Raw genomic sequence first — 17,915 nt, 5'->3', positions numbered from 1 at the left:
CCGGCTTGCACGGCTTCATTCGCAAGGTCCGGGGAATAATGGGTTAGGCCTCATGGTGCTTGGCCACGGACCGAGGAAGACCAAACACACGATCGAACGCCCATGTGAAGGCAATAGCATAGATAAAGAAAAATACCAGGAGGCCAAGATTTGCTACGAATGCGCCGAGTGCGGATATATTCAACCAGAGAGACATGACCGGGGTCAATATGATGGCGAGGCCTCCTTCGAAACCTACGCCATGCCCTAGGCGCCTAGCAAGTGACCGGCCTCTTACGGTTTGCCGCGACTCCCAGTGCTCAAAAAGTGTGTTGAAGACATAGTTCCACGCGAGCGCAATGCTGGACAGAACGAATGCAAGTCCGATGGTTGAAGCAGGTGGCTTTTCGAAGGCCAGGCTCAGCACTGGACCAACGAAGGCGATGGCGAAAACCTCATACAGGACGGCTTGGAGCATACGTCGGGTTCTGGGATTCATGAAGATACCACAGTGGTAATTTGGGTTTTGGTAAAGTCTAACGAAGTAAAGAGACTTCCCCGTATCGAATTAGAGGCGGAAGCCGCCAGCAGCAGTTGCTGCCATGAATGAGTTTCCACACTGAATCATTTGCTCGAAAGGGGAAGTCCATGAATATTGTCACCGCAGGCAGCGATCTGGCCAGACATGTATTCGCTTTGCATGGCGCTGACCAGAGTGGCAAGGCGACATTTATCAAGCCCAAGGTGGTTCACAGTCAATTGCTGGAGACGGTCGCCAACCTGCCGCCCTGTCTGGTCGGCATGGAGGCCTGCTCCGGCGCGCACCACGCATTGGCTGTTCCATTTATCCTGCGTCAAGAAAATTCAGTAAATCAGCCCTTACCCAGAAAAACGCCATGACCCAAGAACTCGATTACAAAAACAACCCGCTGCACGGTGTGAGTTTGAAAACCCTGCTCACGGAAATCATTGACTACTACGGCTTCGATATTCTGTTTGCCTACTTGAACATCAACTGCTTTGCGAGCAACCCGAGCATCGAATCCAGTGTGAAGTTTCTGCAAAAAACTGTTTGGGCGCGGGAAAAGGTAGAGGCCTTCTACTTGTACCAGTTCAAAAGCCTGCCTCGCGCTTCCGCCGAACAATTTGAATTGCCGCCGCGGGACCGTATCGTACCGCCAGACCAAAAGCCGGGGCAACCAGCCAAATTGAGTCTGGAAGATGCCGAGCGACTGCGCGAAAAGCGGGCAAAAAAAGCTGCGCTACACGATCGTGCAGCCGATCAACGAACCGGCGCCGAACGGCGTCCCACCAATAAGGCAGGGACTTCCACCCCAGACAGCTCAGACCCCTGGGCGAAGTGGCGGAAATAGCACAATCATTCCTTGCACCGGGGAAATGGTGCTCTGATCCCGGTTGCAAATCCCAATGTCGGGCTGCCCGATCTGAACGTAAGCGAGAACTGCCCTGCCAGCGCGGAGTGACACAGACTCACCTGCGGCAAAGGCGAAACTCTGTTTCCACAAAGCGCCTTCTCCATCAATGACCGGACTGACCATAGAACTTCCTGATGATCAGGCTCGGCCGACCACGCGGTTTTTTCGCGCGGACCGGCCTATATTGCCCGGATGGTCATCTCACCATCCAACAGTTGAACAGCGCTGTCAGGACGCTTACTTATTGTCCTTCTTCTCCGCGCCCTCTGATTGCACCTGCTTCATTTGTACTCCACAGCAGATTTCGGAATGGGGCCTTCCTGCCGGACAAGGGCAAGCCTTCTCATAAACAAGCTGAGCTCCACACTTCTCGCAGACATATCTATCACCGACATTACGTGGCATTTTGCTCTCCTTTTTCGCTACATTACTTAAGAACAGGCTCCAGAAGGAACCAGCAGCATTCGCAGTTCATCCTAGCACGCAGATACCTTCATAAGCAAAATCTTCATTTCTTCGTAACGCCCTGCATTGCCACTCCTAACGACCGAGTAGCCTGACACGAGAGCAAGCGCCAAAAATCATGGTCGCCTCACAAAAAACTGATTGGGCGCGGCAAAAGGTCGAGGTCTTCTATTTGTACCAGTTCAAAAGCCTGCCTCGCGCTTCCGCCGAACAATTTGAATTGCCGCCGCAGGACGGTATCGTACCGCCAGACCAAAAGCCGGGGCAACCAGCCGAATTGAGTCTCGAAGACACCGAGCGACTGCGGGAAAAGCAGGCAAAAAAAGCTGCGCTACACGATCGTGTAGCCGATCAACGAACCGATGCCGAACGGCGTCCCACCAATAAGGTAGGGACTTCCGCCCCACACAGCTCAGACCCCTGGGCGAAGTGGCGGAAATAGCGCGATCATTCCTCGCGTGGGGTAAATAGTGGTCTGTCCCGAATGGCACTAAGTTAAGGACTTATTGCGTCCATTTTTGCAGCGACAATGCTAGCGCTGGGCATGCTGGACAGCCTTAACTTAGTGCCATTCTGGTCTGTCCCCGATTTCCGTCCCCCTTGATCAGCCGGCCCACGCTTAGAACAACCGGGTAAGCCGTTCGGCCAGCATGCGCTCGTTCGTAAACGACAAGTCGTACATCGCCGAAAATGCCTTGGCGTTTTCGTCGCTTAGTCCGGCGATGCACATGACGAATTGCTGGCCATTGATTCCCAGACGCTTCTTCAAGGCAAGGTAGCGGTCAATATTTTGACGGAATTCACCACTCTTGCACTCGATGCAAACAGGAGTCTCACCGTCGATTAGCATAAACACGTCGATCTCGTGGAGGTCGCCGTTGGCCAGCGTCAGGTTGAGACCGCGTGCACAGGAGAAGCGGCGCTTGCGTTCCTTGGCGTAGCGCAGGCACGTCATCAACGTATGCCATTCCAGCCATTCTCCGTTGAAGAAATTGCGGATGGTCGGCGCAGTCTGCAGAATTAGCCGGACATTGTTTTCCGGTTTGTTGTGAAAACACTTGGCGACGAAAGAGAAATCATAGAGTTGCTGACAGAAAACGGAGATCGCCTTGGCGTCCTCAGGTGACTTCTTGTCCAGATTGATCGTTGCGCTGACGTGCTCCTTCTGCTGCGACCAGCGGATGCGCTCCAGCACCTCTTTGAGCACCGGCAGATTGGCGCCGATGGCCTCGGCCACTTCGTCGAAGAAACCGCTGGTGTCGACGTCGCGCATGTTCGCCTGGGCCTTGATCTGCTTCTTGTGAAACCAATCGTAGATCGGTCCATGCTGCAGTTCACTGGCGAGGAAATCGGTATTGGCCAGGTCAATATCGGCAACTTGACGGTTGTCAGTTGCCGCATCGGGTGAGGGTTTCACCGGGCCTCTCAGGCGGATGACTTCTCGCTGGGCTGTGAAGTATTTGTCGAGCAGTTTCTCGATGAAATACAGCACTGGATAGACCTGTGCTGGTGCGCCGCATTTCGGACAGGTGACGTTCTGACCGACGAGGCTGTCCGGTTGTTCGGCGAGCAGTGTGCATTTGTTGCAGCGGATGATGGCCATGAGATATTGAAATGAGCTGAATTCGGTTAAGAGTATAGCGGCTGACAGCGCGCTTTTTGGCGGGGAGTGCTTGCTTTGTTTCGTTTTCTGGGCGGCCGAATATAATTTGCTCCCATGTCTTTATCCTCCAGTAAGCACAGCTCACGCGACGACACAACCGGGGATAGACAACGGTTTTTGGCTGTTTTTCGCGGTTGACCGTGGCAATGAGTGGAAATCGTGGCCTGTCGTCCCCCGATTCTGCGCGCTTGAGGAAAATGTAGGTGGATTCGCTTGGGTGCAGATCGTTTCAATCGGTCAGCCAGCTTTCATTGGTGCGATCGCTTGGCTGGTTTCCGGGGCGAATAACTGGCTGCTTAATGAAGGTCGGCCAGTAATCTAATGGCATGGTTTCTGCGCTTTACGAAGGTCGCCAGCAGAAGCACAAAACACGCTGAAGCGTTGCCAAAGAAAATCAAAGCCATAACAGGATCACCTACACAAAAAACTGCATAGGCAACGGTGGCCAGGTGGGATAGAAAAAAGAGCGCCCAGGTACTATACGAAATGGCCGATGCGCCGTTTTCGTCTTTTGTGACTTTGATGATCTGGGGCAGATAGGCAAAGATGCGAATGGAGTTCATGAACGTGAATAAGGCGAACACCAACGGGGAAACCCAATCGTGTTGAATCTCGACTTGCCCCTTGAACAATACAACCAAGCCTCTCAACTCTTGTAGCAAACCAAAAATGTCGCCCATATTCACTTTCCTCCTGAATCGAATCGGAAGAACCGCAAGCGAATCGGAAAAACTGGAAGAACCGGGGACAGGAAGAACCGTGGACAGACCAGAATGGCGCTAAGTTAAGGCCATTTGGCATGCCAAGCGCTAACATTGTCGCTGCAAAAATGGACGCAATACGTCCTTAACTTAGCGCCATTCGGTAGAGTAGAGGACAGGCTTTCGCCTGCCCTCCCTCATCAAACCGTGCATGCGATTTTCCCGCACACGGCTTTCCGATGTTCTTCACACCAAGGCATGCGCAGTTCCTCGACTCATGGTTGCTAGCTCAACCGAGTTGGTCGAACCTGCGCACTCAATGCTTGAGTAAGCAACATCAGCGTTTTCCTGCTTGGCCTTGGCATAGAGCTTCCTCTGTAGCGTCCTGATCGTATCCGGGATGGTTAGCGACATGGCAATCCCCTGATCCTCCGCGCTTCGGTTGCATGAACAAAGCAGGGTTCCTTCCCTCGACCGGGGTTGTGTTGTCCCGCGATCTCAGTCGGTACTATGAACCCCTCCGACTCCCGTCTCAGGCCGCTGCGCTTTCGTTTCCTTATGCGCAACAGTCGGTGGCCTCCCCACCTCCCAAAACGGGTCTCCAGCACTGGGCAGTCTATCTTCGAGTACATGCCGACCCTGCTACCCCGGGAGTCAACGAATGCCACTTCCGTTATTTCAGCATCCACCCAACGGCCTTCCCCTTCTGTCCACAGGGTCGGCGTCTCCATTTCGTTTACGAGGCTACTCATGGGTTCACTTGCGTTACGGCCTGCTCTCTTGCTGTTTGGAAACTCACGACCCCGCGTTACCGCGACGCCGCTTCCTCATGCTACCGGGGCGTACGGACAACTCCCCGGACGGGACTTCAACCCGCTAGACTTACTGCTGTTACTGCGAACGGACAGACCACGGTTTTCGCGGCGTTATGCCGTCGGGTAGCCGGCGTCTTCGATAATCTGCCGGATATCGCTTTCCGAGACTACCGTGGTGTGTTCGATAGTTGCTTCGCCGGTGTTCATCGAGATATCGACGTAGCCGATGCAGGGCAGGTCCTGGATGGCATTCATGACGAGGCGCAGGCATTCGTCCGATTGCATGTTGAGGATTTTGATGGTGGTGTTTGGCATGGTGAACTCCGTCGATTGATTGCCGATTGTATGCGCACTGGCGCCGCGCCTCCAGTGTCTGGCGAGGTAAAATTCCTGCCCCTGTACCCACACCATGTCGATGAGCAAAGACCAGTCAGCCCACCGTGCGGCATTGGCAGAATTATCGTGCCTGACTGCCGATGCCCGGCGTTTGCGTGCCTTGCCGCGGGAATTGGCGCGGTCGACCGGCGAAAAGCGGCAAAAACTGCGAACGGATTTGGCGACGCTGCTAGCTGCATCGCAGGCAGCGGTGGTCGCGCGTCGCGCCCGGTTGCCCAGGCCGGAATTTCAGCCTGACCTGCCGGTCAACGAGCGCCGGGTTGATATTGCCGAGCTGATCGCCGGGAACCAGGTGGTCATCGTTTGCGGTGAAACGGGCTCGGGCAAGACGACGCAGTTGCCGAAGATCTGCCTCGATCTCGGCATTGGCGCGCGCGGGCTGATCGGCCACACTCAGCCGCGCCGGCTGGCCGCGCGTTCGGTGGCGACGCGGTTGGCGCAGGAGTTGAAGACGCAGGTCGGCGCCGGGGTCGGCGTGAAAATTCGCTTCCACGACATGTCGACCGCCGACAGTTGGGTCAAGCTGATGACCGATGGCATCCTGCTTGCCGAATCGCAGTCCGACCCCTACCTGAACGCCTACGAGGCGCTCATCATCGACGAGGCGCACGAACGCAGCCTGAACATCGATTTCCTGCTCGGCTATCTGAAGCAGTTGCTGCCCCGGCGGCCGGATCTGAAGCTAATCATCACCTCGGCGACCATCGACGCCGAGCGTTTTGCCGAACATTTCACGGTCGACGGCAAAAATGCGCCAATTATCGAAGTTTCCGGTCGGCTTTACCCGGTCGACGTGCGTTATCGACCGGTTGAGGATATCGACAAGAAGGACGACGAGCGCGATCTGTACGATGCCATCGTCGATGCCGCCGATGAACTTTCCCGGCTTGGCTCTGGCGACATTCTGGTGTTTCTGCCCGGCGAGCGTGAAATCCGCGAGGCGGCAGAAGCCTTGCGCAAACATGCGCTGGCGCGGCCGGGCTTGAGCACGGCGCACGCGCCGGAAATCCTGCCGCTGTTCTCGCGCCTGTCGGCTGGCGACCAGGACCGTATCTTCAAGCCATCCCGCGGCCAGCGGCGCATCGTGTTGGCGACCAATGTCGCCGAAACCTCGCTCACCGTACCGGGCATCCGCTACGTGATCGACACCGGGCTGGCGCGGGTCAAGCGGTATTCATACCGCAACAAGATTGAGCAGTTGCAGGTCGAGAAAATTTCGCAGGCGGCGGCACGTCAGCGAGCCGGGCGTTGCGGCCGGGTGGCAGCCGGTGTTTGCGTGCGACTCTACGATGAGCTGGACTTCAACGCCCGACCGCAGTTCACCGACCCGGAAATCCTGCGCTCCTCGCTGGCCGGTGTCATCCTGCGCATGAAGTCGTTGAAGCTGACCGATGTCGAGAGCTTTCCCTTCATCGAACCGCCGCCGGCCAAGGCGATCAGCGATGGCTATGCGCTGTTGCAGGAACTCGGTGGGCTGGATGACGATAATCGGCTGACCAAAATTGGCGAGGCGCTGGCCAGGCTGCCGCTCGATCCGCGCATCGGCCGCATGCTGGTTGCCGCCCGTGACCTGGGTTGTTTGACGGAAGTGCTGGTAATCGCCGCCGGGCTATCCACGCAGGACCCGCGTGAACGCCCGCAGGAGCGCCAGCAGGCGGCGGATGAAAAGCACAAGCTGTTTGCCGACGAGAAATCCGAATTTCTCAGTTGGTTGAAACTGTGGAATTGGTTCAAAAATGCCGTCGACCACAAGAAGTCGAACGGGCAGTTGGTCGACAACTGTCACGCGCACTTTCTCTCCTACCTGCGTTTGCGCGAATGGCGCGAGGTGCATGGCCAGTTGCACGCGATGGTGACTGAACTGGGCTGGCGGGAAAACCAGCTGCCCGGCACCTACGAGGCGATCCATCAGGCGCTGCTGACCGGCCTGCTCGGCAACATCGGCTGCAAGGCAGACGAATCCGGCTACTACCTGGGCGCACGTGGCATCCGTTACCTGATTCACCCTTCGTCGCCGCTGCAAAAAAAAGCCGGCAAGTGGATCATGGCCGCCGAGATTACCGAGACAACGCGCCTGTTCGGCCGCTGCGTTGCCCGCATAGAAGATGTCTGGATCGAGAAAGTGGGCGCTCACCTGATCAAGCGCCAGTACTTCGATCCGCACTGGGAAAAGAAGGCGATGCAGGTCGCCGGCTGGGAGCGGACGACGCTCTACGGCATCGTCATCAACCCCAAGCGGCGCATCCACTACGGCCCGCTGGCACCGGCCGAGGCGCGCGAAATTTTTATCCGTCAGGGGCTGGTTGCCGAGGAAATCGAAGAGAGCTTTGCCAAGCGCTGGTTCTTCTTTCAGCACAACCAGAAGCAGATTCGCGACATCGAGAAGATCGAGCACAAGCAGCGCCGGCAGGATGTGCTGGTCGACGATGAGTTGATCTTTGCCTTCTACGACTCGCTGATTCCCGAAGGCATCCACAACGGCGCTACCTTTGATCACTGGCGCAAGACCGCCGAGCTGGAAAATCCGAAGCTGCTCTTCCTCGCCAAGGATGACCTGATGCGCCACTCGGCGGCTGGCGTCACGACCGAAGCTTTCCCGCATCATCTCAAGGTCGGCGGTATCGACTACGCACTGAGCTACCACTTCGAGCCCGGTTCGCCCAAGGATGGCGTGACGCTGACCCTGCCCCTAGCGCAGCTTAACCAGATCCCGGCGCTACGCATGGAATGGCTGGTGCCAGGATTGTTGAAGGAAAAGCTGGTGCAATTGATCAAGACGCTACCGCAGAAGATTCGCGCCAAACTGGTGCCGGTGCCCGAATTTACCGAAGAATTCCTGTCGACCGTAGCAAGTCAGGACAAGAAGCTGAACCAGGGCATCATTTCACCACTGATCGACTACATCCTCGAAGCGCGCGGCCTGAATGCCCGCGGTTGGGCGGTAACGCCGGATGCCTTCCGTCCCGACGCGCTGCCGCTGCATTTTTCGATGAACTACAAGCTGATCGACGAACATGGCCGGCAACTGGACATGAACCGCAGCCTGGTGGCACTGCGCGGCGAGTGGGGCAACTCAGCAAAGGAGGAGTTCGCCGAACTGCACGAAACCCCGTCCGAATACACGAAACTAACCGACTGGACTTTCGGCGAATTACCGGAGCTGATGGAGGTTCCTGTTGGCAAGCAAACGGTGATCGGCTACCCGGCGCTCGTTTGTGAAGAGGGCGACGAAACCGTCAGCCTGAAGGTTTTCGATTCCGCCGAGGAAGCCACCGAGTGTCATCGCAAGGGCCTGGCCCAGTTGTTCATGCTGCAGTTTCGCGAGCAGGTGAAGTACTTCGACAAGAACGTGCCCGGCCTGGCGCCGATGGCGATGCAATACATGGCGCTGGGTAGCAGCGACGAACTGAAGCGCCAGATTATCGACCTGACCTTCGAGCGTGCCTGCCTGAGCGAACCGCTGCCGACCACGCCGGAGGCATTTAAGGTGCGCTGCGCCGAAGCCAAGGCACGACTCGGGCTGATCATGCAGGAAGTCTGCCGCCTGGTCGGCACCGTGCTGGGCGAATGGCAGGCGGTGACCAAGAAACTGCCGGCCTTCAAGGCGCACGCCTCAGCAGTGGCTGACATCGAGGTACAGATGAAGCGACTGATGGGCAAGCAGTTCGTCAGCGACACGCCATTCGAGCGGCTGCAGCACTACCCACGCTACTTCAAGGCCATCGGCGTGCGTCTCGATAAACTCAGAGCCAACCCGGCGCGCGATGCTCAGTTGATGGCCGAATACGGCCCGCTGTGGACCAATTACGAACGCCGCGCCTTACAATTGGCCAGATTGCACGCATCTGACCCGCAGATAGACCAGTTCCGCTGGCTTATGGAAGAATTGCGCGTCGGCCTCCATGCGCAGGAACTGCGGACGCCGGTGCCAGTCTCCACCAGACGACTGCAGAAACAATGGGAAGGAATCAGGAATGGGTGAAAAATGGGTGACGTGATGCTGGCGCTGGCGAAAACCTTCGCCAGCCTGAAACAGGGCAGGGTCTGGGGCTATGTGTTGGTGCCGGCCGTCGTCTCGCTGCTGCTTGCGGTCGGACTGGGGATCTGGGCGCTCGGCGCCGTGGTCCGGCAAATGATGGACTATCCGCCGATGACCCTGCTCGTCGGCTGGGGGCTGATCTGGCTGGCGCACATTCTGGCTTACCTGGGCGGCTGGATGGCGATCTTCGCCATCGCCTACCTCACCGCCTCGCTGCTGGCGGCCATCTTCATCATGCCACTCATGGTGAAGCACCTGGCGGAAACCGAGTACCGCGACGTCGCGGCGATGGGCAAGGACAGTTTCGTCGCTGCCACGGTCAACAGCGTCGGGGCATCGATTCTGTTCGTCATTGCCTGGGTGGCGACGATTCCGCTGTGGCTGATCCCCGGCCTCTCTCTGCTCATTCCGCTGCTGCTGATGGGCTGGCTGAACCGCCGGACATTTGCCTACGACGCGCTGTCGGTGCACGCCACCGCCGATGAATGGACGGTGCTGCGCAAGGAAAACAAGGCACAGTTCCTCATGCTCGGCCTGACCATGGCGCTGCTCGCCCACGTTCCATTCGTCGGCCTGCTGGTCCCGGCGCTGGCCGCCCTGTCATTCGTCCATTTCGGGCTCGAGGCCCTGCGCCGCTCGCGCGGCGGCGCATTGGTAAGCATCGAAGGAGGTGCAGCATGAGTCGCAGCTTTGGCGCCGTCATCATCGGCGATGAGTTGCTCTCGAGAAAGCGCCAGGACAAGCACTTCGCGAAGATCGCCGAGATGCTCGGCCAGCGCGGCCTGCGCCTGTCCTGGGTCGAATACCTGGGTGATGATCGCGCGCGCCTGACCGCTACCTTCCGGCGCACGATGACCGCTGGCGACGTAGTCTTTTCCTGCGGCGGCATCGGCAACACCCCGGACGACCAGACACGGCAGGCAGTGGCGGCGACGCTCGGCGTCGGGCTGGAAATACACCCTGAGGGGCTGGAGGAAGCGAAGCTGCGCTTCGCCGACGACATGACGCCACAACGCCTGCAACTGGTCACCTTCCCGGCGGGCGTCAGGATCATTCCCAATCCTTTCAACCGCATACCTGGCTTCATGGCCAACGAGCATTATTTTGTTCCGGGCTTTCCGCAGATGGCGCACCCGATGATCGAGTGGGCGCTCGATACCTTTTACAGCAACGAGTTCCGCCCGGTCACGGGCACCGTGGAAAAGGCCTTGCTGTTGACCGGACCGACAGCTTACGAGAGCGCCCTGCTCGATCTGATGGAACGCATCGTCAGCGTCTACCCGACCCTGCGCCTGTTCTCGCTGCCGTCGCTGATCGGCAACGAGCGCCGCCACCTCGAACTCGGCGTCGAAGGCGAACCGGTGCTGGTCGACAAGGCAATGGACGAGATCCGCGGGGAAGTCGAGCGACGCGGAATTTCGTGGACCTGGCGCCCATAAGCGGTAAGGCACCGCCGATGCAAACGGCGCGGTCGACGCAAAAAAAACCCGCGGAATTCGCGGGCTTTTTGTCGGTGACCGAGGCGCCGGTATTACTTGGCGACAGTCTTGCGGGCAGCGGTAGTTGCGGTGACGGCCTTGGTGCTCGCCGTTGAGGCTACCTTCATGTTGGCTTCGGCGACGTCGGAGAACTGCTTGGCCATCGCCGTCATGTTGTCGAAAGCCTTGGTCGAGGCGTTCAGCATCGACTTCATCGTGGCCGCGAAAACATCGCCGCCGACCGGTGCGCTGGCAGTAGCCTTTTCGACGGCGCTGCTGGCGTTCTTGGTGAAGCTGCTGTACTGGCTTTCCATCACGGCAGTGACTTCCTTCTGCATGCTGCTCACCAAGTCATAAACGCTGCGCGAGTAGTCAACCCACTTGTCGACGTTCGGCTTGGCCAACTCGCTGTTGAGCTTGGTGACTTCGCCGGCGTCCTTGGCGCCGAGAAGCTGCTGGGCGTTACCGACGGTGTTGTTGAAGAATTCGCGTGAGGCCGCCATGTTGAGGGCGGTCAAACGCTCGACACCATTGAAAGCGGTGCGCAGCAGCGCCATCATCACCTCGGCGTTGGCCTTCTGGGCGGTGGCAAGTTGTTCCATGTTCGGTTTGTTCATCATCTTCTCCAGTGTTGTGGTATCGGTGTGGACGAAACAGACCCCCGCGCCGGGCGCCAGGGGTCATTTACAGCAGATTACTTCTTGCCGCGGGCGACGGCACCGACAGCCTTGACGGTCGCGTTGGTCGCGGCGGCGACGTTGGCTTCGGCGATCTCGGCAACCTGTTTGGCGGCCTTGTTCATGTTGTCGAAAGCAGAAGTCGCGGCAGCGATGGCGCTCTTGACGGCAGCAACGGCAACGTCGGAACCGGCCGGAGCGGACTTGGCAGCCTTGTCGAGCAGGCCGGCAACGGTTTTCTGGAAGTCACCGAACTGTGCTTCGATCATCTTGGCCATCTCTTCCTGCGTCTGGGCCGAGATTTCATAGACGGAACGCGAGTAGGCGACAGCCTTCTCGACATTGGGCTGTGCCAGCGAAGCCTGGATCGACATGGCGTCCTGGACGTCCTTGGCACCCATCATGGCCTTGGCGCCGGAGACCGAATCTTCCATCATGGAACGGGCGGTGTTCAGGTTCAGGGCAGCGATACGCTCGGCGGAAGCCAGCGCGGTGTTGGCCACGGACAGCAGTGAATCAACGGTGGCCTTGTTGGCGGCGGCAAATTGCTCGGGGGTGGTGAACATTGTGGGATCTCCTGTATTAAAGTTTGACGAAAGGTCAGGGACAAGCAGCACGGCACATCTAAATCTTTTTGCTGCACTGCACCATGGGCTTGATTATAGGGGTTAATCTCTGAATGTCAACAAAATTTGGTGCACCGCAACAAATTTTTTAGGGTAGGTCAGAACAGGTACTTACCGGTGCCGCAACGACCCCTGCCCGATACCGGATCCTGCACCGCAGCAGCGAAGAGGCCTCAGTTCCGTGCGGGCGTCGTCCCCAGCGCGCCCGATCCCTTCAGTTCCAGAGGCTGACCCGATGCGGCCGGCTGCTCCACCTGCGCGCTCTTGTTCCTGGACTGGATCAACGCGCGCACCCGCGCCGGCGGCGCTTTCGGGTCACGGCTCTGGCCTGCCGTCACCAGATATTTTTCACTGATCGAGTCATACCAGATGTAGTCCCCGCGGACCTGGTCCGGTCCGCTCTTGACCCAGGCGCGGTGAAAGAATTCGGCGATTTCAGTATTGGTGTTGTACTCGATGCGCTCGGCTTCGCCATCAGTATATTCATCCATGCCCTCGCGCTTCTGCCGCATGCGCGCCAGTCCATCCTTGCCGCCGAACGCCGTTCCCTTCTGGAAGCCAAACTCGTCCTCGGTGATCACCACACGATCGGCGCGCAGCACCATCGTGCCCTTGATTACCACCACGTCACCCTCGAGAATCTGGATCTTCTTGGCGTCATCAATCGAAATCCTGTTGGCTTCGACCTGCATGGGCTTGTCGCGATCAGCGCGCTCGGCAAAAGCCACCTGCGACAGCAAGGCAAGGATCAGGAGGGTGACGGTTCTCAGGCTCATTTTTTCGCTCGACGTGGATAGGACATTCCGGTGACCTGCGATTGCAGGACGAAGGTTGAGGCATTGTTGTCCACTTGCATGCCCACCCCCTTGACCCAGGAGCGGTCTTCGGTAATCTCGACCGCGCTGTTGGTAAACGCGATCCCGGTATCGGGTTCGACGGTCAGGTCGGGCATCCTGGCGACCATTACCGGCCGCTCCCTCGTCTCTGAACGAACCGCCTTGACGTCATCCCAGAGAAACACGGTGTCCCCCTGGCTCGTCACCCGCGCGTTGTTGCCGGACGTCGTGAGCGTCACCGCATCTGGCCGGTATTGGGTCAGGACCGGCGATTTCAGCTCCGAACTGTCGTCATCGGGAAAATGTTCCATGTACGGTGCCGTCAGGCGGTATTTGACCCGCCCCCCTTCGTCGAAAGTGCGGATAATGAAGTTTTCCGCAAAGATATCTGGGTCATGGCGAAACTTTCCATCGCTGACTGCTTCGGCCGGCGCCATCACCTTTTGCAGCCAGAAGGTGAGGCCTGCGAGCAGCGCCAGCAGCACGAGCACGAAGATCTGGTGGGAAGTAAATTTCATTGCGGGTCGAGGTAGGCGGCGAAAAGGTTTTCGAGCTTACCCTGGGCGGCAAGAATAAATTCGGCAGCCTCGCGCACCGCGCCATGACCACCCGAACTGTCCATTACCACATGCGCGCGCTCGCGAACCACGGGCCGCGCGTTGGCCGGGGCGATCGCCAAGCCGCACTGCATCATGACCGGCAGGTCGATCAGATCGTCGCCCATGAAAGCGCATTCCGGCCAGTGGAAACAGAGTCGCGCGAGCAGCCCACCAACTGTCTCTCGCTTGTCGGCAACCCCCTGGAAGACATGTTCGATGCCGAGATCGGCGGCACGCGCGGCCACCACACCCGAGCTGCGCCCGGTGACGATGGCCAGTTCGATTCCGCCACGCTGCAGGAGTTTCAGGCCGAGACCGTCCTGGACGCTAAATATTTTTAACTCACGACCGTCGTCGGTGTAGCAGAGGCCGCCATCGGTCATCACGCCATCGATGTCGAAGGCGATCAGCTTGACGCGGCTGGCGCGCATTCTGGTGTCCATCAGATCACCCTGGCCGTAAACAAATCATGCATATTGAGCGCCCCCAGCAGGCGGCCATCCGTATCGACAACAAGCAGGGCGTTGATCCGGTAGCGCTCCATCATCTCGACCGCCTCGACCGCGAGCCGGTCGGGGCCGATTGTACGCGGACGGACATGCATGACGCTGTCGATGCGCGCCGACAACAGATCGACCCGTTTTTCGAAAGCGCGGCGCAGGTCGCCGTCGGTGAAGATACCAAGCGTCCGTTTCTGATCGTCGAGGACGGCCACCAGCCCGAGGCCGCCACGCGACATGGCGAGGATGGCATCGGTGACGCCGGTCCGGGGGCTCACGGTCGGCACGCCGTCGCCCGTGCGCATCACGTCGCGGACATGGGTCAGTAACCGACGCCCGAGCGAACCGCCGGGATGAGAACGGGCGAAATCGTCCGGACCGAAGCCGCGCGCATCCAACAGCGCGACTGCCAGGGCATCGCCGAGCGCCAGCGCCGCCGTCGTGCTCGCCGTCGGCGCCAAATTGTGCGGACAGGCCTCCTGCTCGACGCCGGCATCGAGGTGAACATCTGCCTCGCGAGCAAGTGTCGAGGTTGGGGCGCCGGTCATGGTGATCAGGCGCGCACCCTGGCGCTTGACCAGGGGAATGATGCGCAGCAATTCCTCGGACTCTCCGGAGTTCGACAGCGCCAGCAGAACGTCGTCGCGGGTGATCATCCCGAGGTCGCCATGGCTCGCCTCGGCCGGATGAACGAAATAAGCCGGCGTCCCGGTGCTGGCCATCGTCGAGGCGATCTTCCGGGCGACGTGTCCGGACTTGCCCATGCCGCTGACGATCACTCGCCCGTGACAGCCGAGAATCAGCCTGACGGCCACCGCAAACTCGCCACCTATCCTGCCTGCAAGCGCCTTGACCGCGGCAGCCTCGATGCTCAGTGTCTGGCGACCGAGCTCAAGGGCACGCTCCGAAGAAAAATGATCGGCTATCAAGCTTGGGTTCATGGCCATGCTGCGGTTATGATTGTCCGAGTATACCTGACTTGCGAAACGGACTTGAGCTCACTCTCCCTTGCCCTTCTGCTTCTCGGCGCCTCGGTACTGGCAGTAGTCATCTGCCGCCGCTTCAACCTGCCACCAGTCCTCGGCTATCTGCTCGTTGGCAGCATCATCGGCCCGCACGCCCTCAACCTTATGGACGACGTGCATCGGGTCGAGTATCTCGCCGAATTCGGCGTCGTCTTCCTGATGTTCTCGATCGGTCTCGAGTTCTCGCTGCCCAAGCTCTACTCGATGAAGCGCATCGTATTCGGCCTAGGCCTGCTCCAGGTCGTGGTCAGCATGTTGCTGATCGCCGGCCTGGTCATGTTCGCCGGCATCAACTGGCAACTTGGCATCGCCCTCGGCGGCATCTTCGCGATGTCCTCGACCGCCGTCCTGACCAAGCTGCTTGCCGAACGCATGCAGTTCGACACGGCCCACGGTCGGGAAATAATGGGGGTGCTGCTCTTTCAGGATCTCGCGGTGGTGCCGTTGCTGGTAATCATTCCGTCGCTGACGCAGCCGCCGGAAAAGCTCGCGATGCTGCTCGGCATCGCGCTGCTCAAGGCCGTCGTGGTGCTCGCCGTGATACTCGTGTTTGGCCAGAAGCTGATGCGCAGGTGGTTCCACTTCGTCGCCCGTGCCAAGTCTTCCGAGGTATTCGTCCTCAACGTGCTGCTGATCACCCTGGGCCTCGCCACGCTGACCGAACTGGCCGGCCTGTCGCTGGCCCTTGGCGCCTTCGTCGCCGGCATGCTGATTTCCGAAACCGAATACCGCCTGCAGATGGAGGAGGACATCAAGCCGTTCCGTGACGTGTTGATGGGTCTGTTCTTCGTGACCATCGGCGTCAAGTTGGATCTGCATATCGTTGTCGGGTTGTGGTGGCAGGTCTTGCTGATTTTGATCAGTCTGCTCGCGATCAAGGCGGCGGTCGTCGGATTGCTGTCCTGGCGCCTCGGGTCGACGCCGGGCAATGCCATTCGCTCGGCGCTATGGCTCTGCGCCGGCGGCGAGTTCGGTTTCGTCCTGCTCGGCGAAATCGCCAACGCGCCGAAAGCCATCGAGCAGGTGGCGCTGACGGTGCTGGTCCTGTCGATGCTGGTTGCGCCCTTCATCATTCAATATAGCGAAAAGCTGGTAATGCGCTTCGTCGCCAGCGAGTGGATGATGCGCTCAATGCAGTTGACGAAGATCGCCGCGCAATCCATGGACACCGAAAAACATGCGATCCTTTGCGGCTTCGGGCGTAACGGTCAGTATCTGGCGCGCTTTCTCGGCCAGGAAGGGATCACTTACATTGCGCTCGATCTTGACCCGGATCGGATTCGCGAAGCCGTAGCCGGTGGTGAAAGCGTCGTTTTCGGCGATGCCGGACGCAAGGAATCCCTGATCGCCGCCGGCCTGATGCGGGCCAGCGTAGTGATAGTCACCATGAGTGACACGCCCCTAGCCGAAAAGATTCTATTCCATGTTCAGTCCGCGCGGCCGGAGGTGCCGGTCATAGTCCGCACCGCGGATGAACGCGACTTGGAGCGCCTGTCGCGGGCGGGCGCTACTGAAGTGGTTCCCGAAGTACTCGAAGCCAGCCTGATGCTGGCCTCGCATGCACTCATGTTGCTCGGCGTTCCGCTCAATCGGGTGATCAGGCGCGTCCGCCAGACGCGCTCGGAGCGCTACAGCCTGCTGCGCGGCATCTATCGTGGCGCGAGCGATCATGACCATGACGCGCGTGACGACCATTACCAGCCCAGGCTGCACTCGATTCTCCTTGGGCCAGGTGCCAGCGCAATTGGGCGGACCCTGGACGACCTCAATCTGGATGAAATCGGCTGCGAGGTCAGCGCCATACGCCGCCGCGGCATCCGCGCGGTCGAGCCAGCCCCCGAAACCCGCCTGCTGGAAGGTGACGTTGTCGTCGTACTCGGTGACCGCGAAGCGGTCACCGTCGCCGAGGAGCGGCTACTCCACAAATGAAAAAACCCGCCGAAGCGGGCTTCCGAGAGCGTCCGTGACTTACAGCGTCTTGCAAACCACATAGACTGTGCCGCCGTCGTCCACGTAGGCAGTTTCCGTAGGCGTCACATTCAGCGCCGCAGCGTTACTCGTTCCGCGAACCTGACCGGTATTGGGCTTGCCGTCATCGAACTGCGCATCAATCGCGTTGGCGATCTTGCCCGACAGGTTGGTCGAACAAATGGTCAGCGCCGAAAGGCCGAGCGCCCCATTCTGCGCCTGCAGGATGCCGCCCGCAGCATTCTGCGGTGCGAGCCAACTGCCTGAGTCGCCTCCGACGAACCCGGACAACCGGAGATGCTGCCAGAAGCGGCAATTCTCGCCATCCTTCCCCGCACCCACACAATCGATTACGGTAGCCTGGCCGGTAGCGCCAACCGCCCCGTTACCGTCGCCCGATATCGTAGCCGGGTTTGTCCACCGGCTCGCGGCATCGTTGTCGTCACCGGGGAACTTCTTGTAGCGATCCTGGTAGCCGTATACTGCGGCCGACATCCCGTTAAGGTCGTTGGCAACGTTCCTGATCTTGGCCTGGGTGATCAATTCCTGACCTTTCAGTACGCCGCCCAGCAACAGGCCGATAATGACCAGTACGATGGCAATTTCGACGAGGGTGAAGCCACCTTGGCTGTTTTTCATTTCTTTCTCCGGTTGGGTCTTTATGCACATACCAAAGCAAACTCCGTGCCAGATTGAAATGGGGTCATTTTGC

General features: G+C 59.0%; 16 protein-coding genes and 2 pseudogenes. 7 read left to right on the top strand and 11 right to left on the bottom strand.

Annotation, left to right across the window (positions count from 1 at the left end; translation table 11 throughout):
- Positions 1-43 precede the first annotated feature (43 nt).
- The gene (locus tag IPP03_15845; protein ID MBL0354047.1) at positions 44-478 is read right to left on the bottom strand and encodes a PACE efflux transporter; all 435 of its coding nucleotides are present in this window, start codon (positions 476-478) and stop codon (positions 44-46) included.
- 149 nt (positions 479-627) lie between these two features.
- Here IPP03_15845 and IPP03_15840 point away from each other — a divergent pair.
- The 3 genes and pseudogenes from IPP03_15840 (at position 628) to IPP03_15830 (ending at position 2,211) form a co-directional block, all read left to right on the top strand.
- A pseudogene (locus IPP03_15840) lies at positions 628-807 on the top strand (IS110 family transposase).
- A 68-nt stretch (positions 808-875) separates the two neighbouring features.
- Entirely contained in the window at positions 876-1,352 is a 477-nt protein-coding gene (locus IPP03_15835) for a VF530 family DNA-binding protein (GenBank protein MBL0354046.1), read from the top strand.
- A 658-nt stretch (positions 1,353-2,010) separates the two neighbouring features.
- Positions 2,011-2,211 (top strand): annotated as a pseudogene (locus IPP03_15830) (hypothetical protein).
- Positions 2,212-2,499: 288 nt separating this feature from the next.
- On the opposite strand, the gene IPP03_15825 reads toward IPP03_15830, so the two are convergent.
- The 3 genes from IPP03_15825 to IPP03_15815 form a co-directional block, all read right to left on the bottom strand.
- On the bottom strand, positions 2,500-3,483 hold the full coding sequence (locus IPP03_15825; GenBank protein MBL0354045.1) for a hypothetical protein: 984 nt from the start codon (positions 3,481-3,483) through the stop codon (positions 2,500-2,502).
- A 356-nt stretch (positions 3,484-3,839) separates the two neighbouring features.
- A complete protein-coding gene (locus tag IPP03_15820) occupies positions 3,840-4,223 on the bottom strand; it encodes a hypothetical protein (GenBank protein ID MBL0354044.1) in 384 nt (127 codons plus the stop codon).
- A 947-nt stretch (positions 4,224-5,170) separates the two neighbouring features.
- Positions 5,171-5,374: a heavy-metal-associated domain-containing protein gene (locus IPP03_15815; protein ID MBL0354043.1), complete on the bottom strand. Its 204-nt coding sequence runs from the start codon at positions 5,372-5,374 to the stop codon at positions 5,171-5,173.
- A 100-nt stretch (positions 5,375-5,474) separates the two neighbouring features.
- Between IPP03_15815 and hrpA the strand changes: the two genes are divergently transcribed.
- From hrpA to IPP03_15800, 3 genes are read left to right on the top strand one after another with little or no spacing between them, the layout of a single operon-like run.
- Complete coding sequence (hrpA, locus tag IPP03_15810; GenBank protein ID MBL0354042.1) at positions 5,475-9,437, top strand: ATP-dependent RNA helicase HrpA; 3,963 nt, start codon at positions 5,475-5,477, stop codon at positions 9,435-9,437.
- 3 nt (positions 9,438-9,440) lie between these two features.
- A complete protein-coding gene (locus IPP03_15805; protein MBL0354041.1) occupies positions 9,441-10,175 on the top strand; it encodes an EI24 domain-containing protein in 735 nt (244 codons plus the stop codon).
- Complete coding sequence (locus IPP03_15800) at positions 10,172-10,933, top strand: competence/damage-inducible protein A (protein ID MBL0354040.1); 762 nt, start codon at positions 10,172-10,174, stop codon at positions 10,931-10,933. The genes IPP03_15805 and IPP03_15800 overlap by 4 nt, the downstream gene beginning before the upstream one ends.
- 92 nt (positions 10,934-11,025) lie before the next feature.
- Here IPP03_15800 and IPP03_15795 read toward each other — a convergent pair whose 3' ends face one another.
- From IPP03_15795 to IPP03_15770, 6 genes are all read right to left on the bottom strand, one after another.
- Positions 11,026-11,589 carry a phasin family protein gene (locus IPP03_15795; GenBank protein ID MBL0354039.1) on the bottom strand — a complete coding sequence of 188 codons (564 nt, stop codon included), beginning with the start codon at positions 11,587-11,589 and terminating at the stop codon, positions 11,026-11,028.
- Positions 11,590-11,666: 77 nt separating this feature from the next.
- On the bottom strand, positions 11,667-12,215 hold the full coding sequence (locus tag IPP03_15790) for a phasin family protein (protein ID MBL0354038.1): 549 nt from the start codon (positions 12,213-12,215) through the stop codon (positions 11,667-11,669).
- A gap of 233 nt (positions 12,216-12,448) precedes the next feature.
- Positions 12,449-13,051, bottom strand: coding sequence for a lipopolysaccharide transport periplasmic protein LptA (gene lptA / locus IPP03_15785; GenBank protein ID MBL0354037.1), 603 nt, complete (start codon positions 13,049-13,051; stop codon positions 12,449-12,451).
- Positions 13,048-13,602, bottom strand: coding sequence for an LPS export ABC transporter periplasmic protein LptC (lptC, locus tag IPP03_15780; GenBank protein MBL0354036.1), 555 nt, complete (start codon positions 13,600-13,602; stop codon positions 13,048-13,050). Before lptC ends, lptA begins: the two co-directional genes overlap by 4 nt.
- Before the next feature lie 23 nt (positions 13,603-13,625).
- Positions 13,626-14,153 (bottom strand): HAD-IIIA family hydrolase, encoded by a 528-nt coding sequence (locus tag IPP03_15775; protein ID MBL0354035.1) that lies wholly within the window; start codon positions 14,151-14,153, stop codon positions 13,626-13,628.
- Positions 14,153-15,151 (bottom strand): KpsF/GutQ family sugar-phosphate isomerase, encoded by a 999-nt coding sequence (locus tag IPP03_15770; GenBank protein ID MBL0354034.1) that lies wholly within the window; start codon positions 15,149-15,151, stop codon positions 14,153-14,155. Before IPP03_15770 ends, IPP03_15775 begins: the two co-directional genes overlap by 1 nt.
- A gap of 51 nt (positions 15,152-15,202) precedes the next feature.
- On the opposite strand from IPP03_15770, the gene IPP03_15765 reads away from it, so the two are divergent.
- Positions 15,203-17,164, top strand: coding sequence for a cation:proton antiporter (locus IPP03_15765; GenBank protein MBL0354033.1), 1,962 nt, complete (start codon positions 15,203-15,205; stop codon positions 17,162-17,164).
- A 39-nt stretch (positions 17,165-17,203) separates the two neighbouring features.
- Here IPP03_15765 and IPP03_15760 read toward each other — a convergent pair whose 3' ends face one another.
- A complete protein-coding gene (locus tag IPP03_15760) occupies positions 17,204-17,842 on the bottom strand; it encodes a prepilin-type N-terminal cleavage/methylation domain-containing protein (protein ID MBL0354032.1) in 639 nt (212 codons plus the stop codon).
- Between the last annotated feature and the right edge of the window lie 73 nt (positions 17,843-17,915).

The organism is Candidatus Dechloromonas phosphoritropha (assembly GCA_016722705.1).
In the GTDB taxonomy this organism is placed as follows: Bacteria; Pseudomonadota; Gammaproteobacteria; order Burkholderiales; family Rhodocyclaceae; genus Azonexus; species Azonexus phosphoritrophus.
The sequence above is the reverse complement of the archived record's forward strand: the minus strand, read 5'-3'. Positions and strand labels throughout refer to the sequence as shown.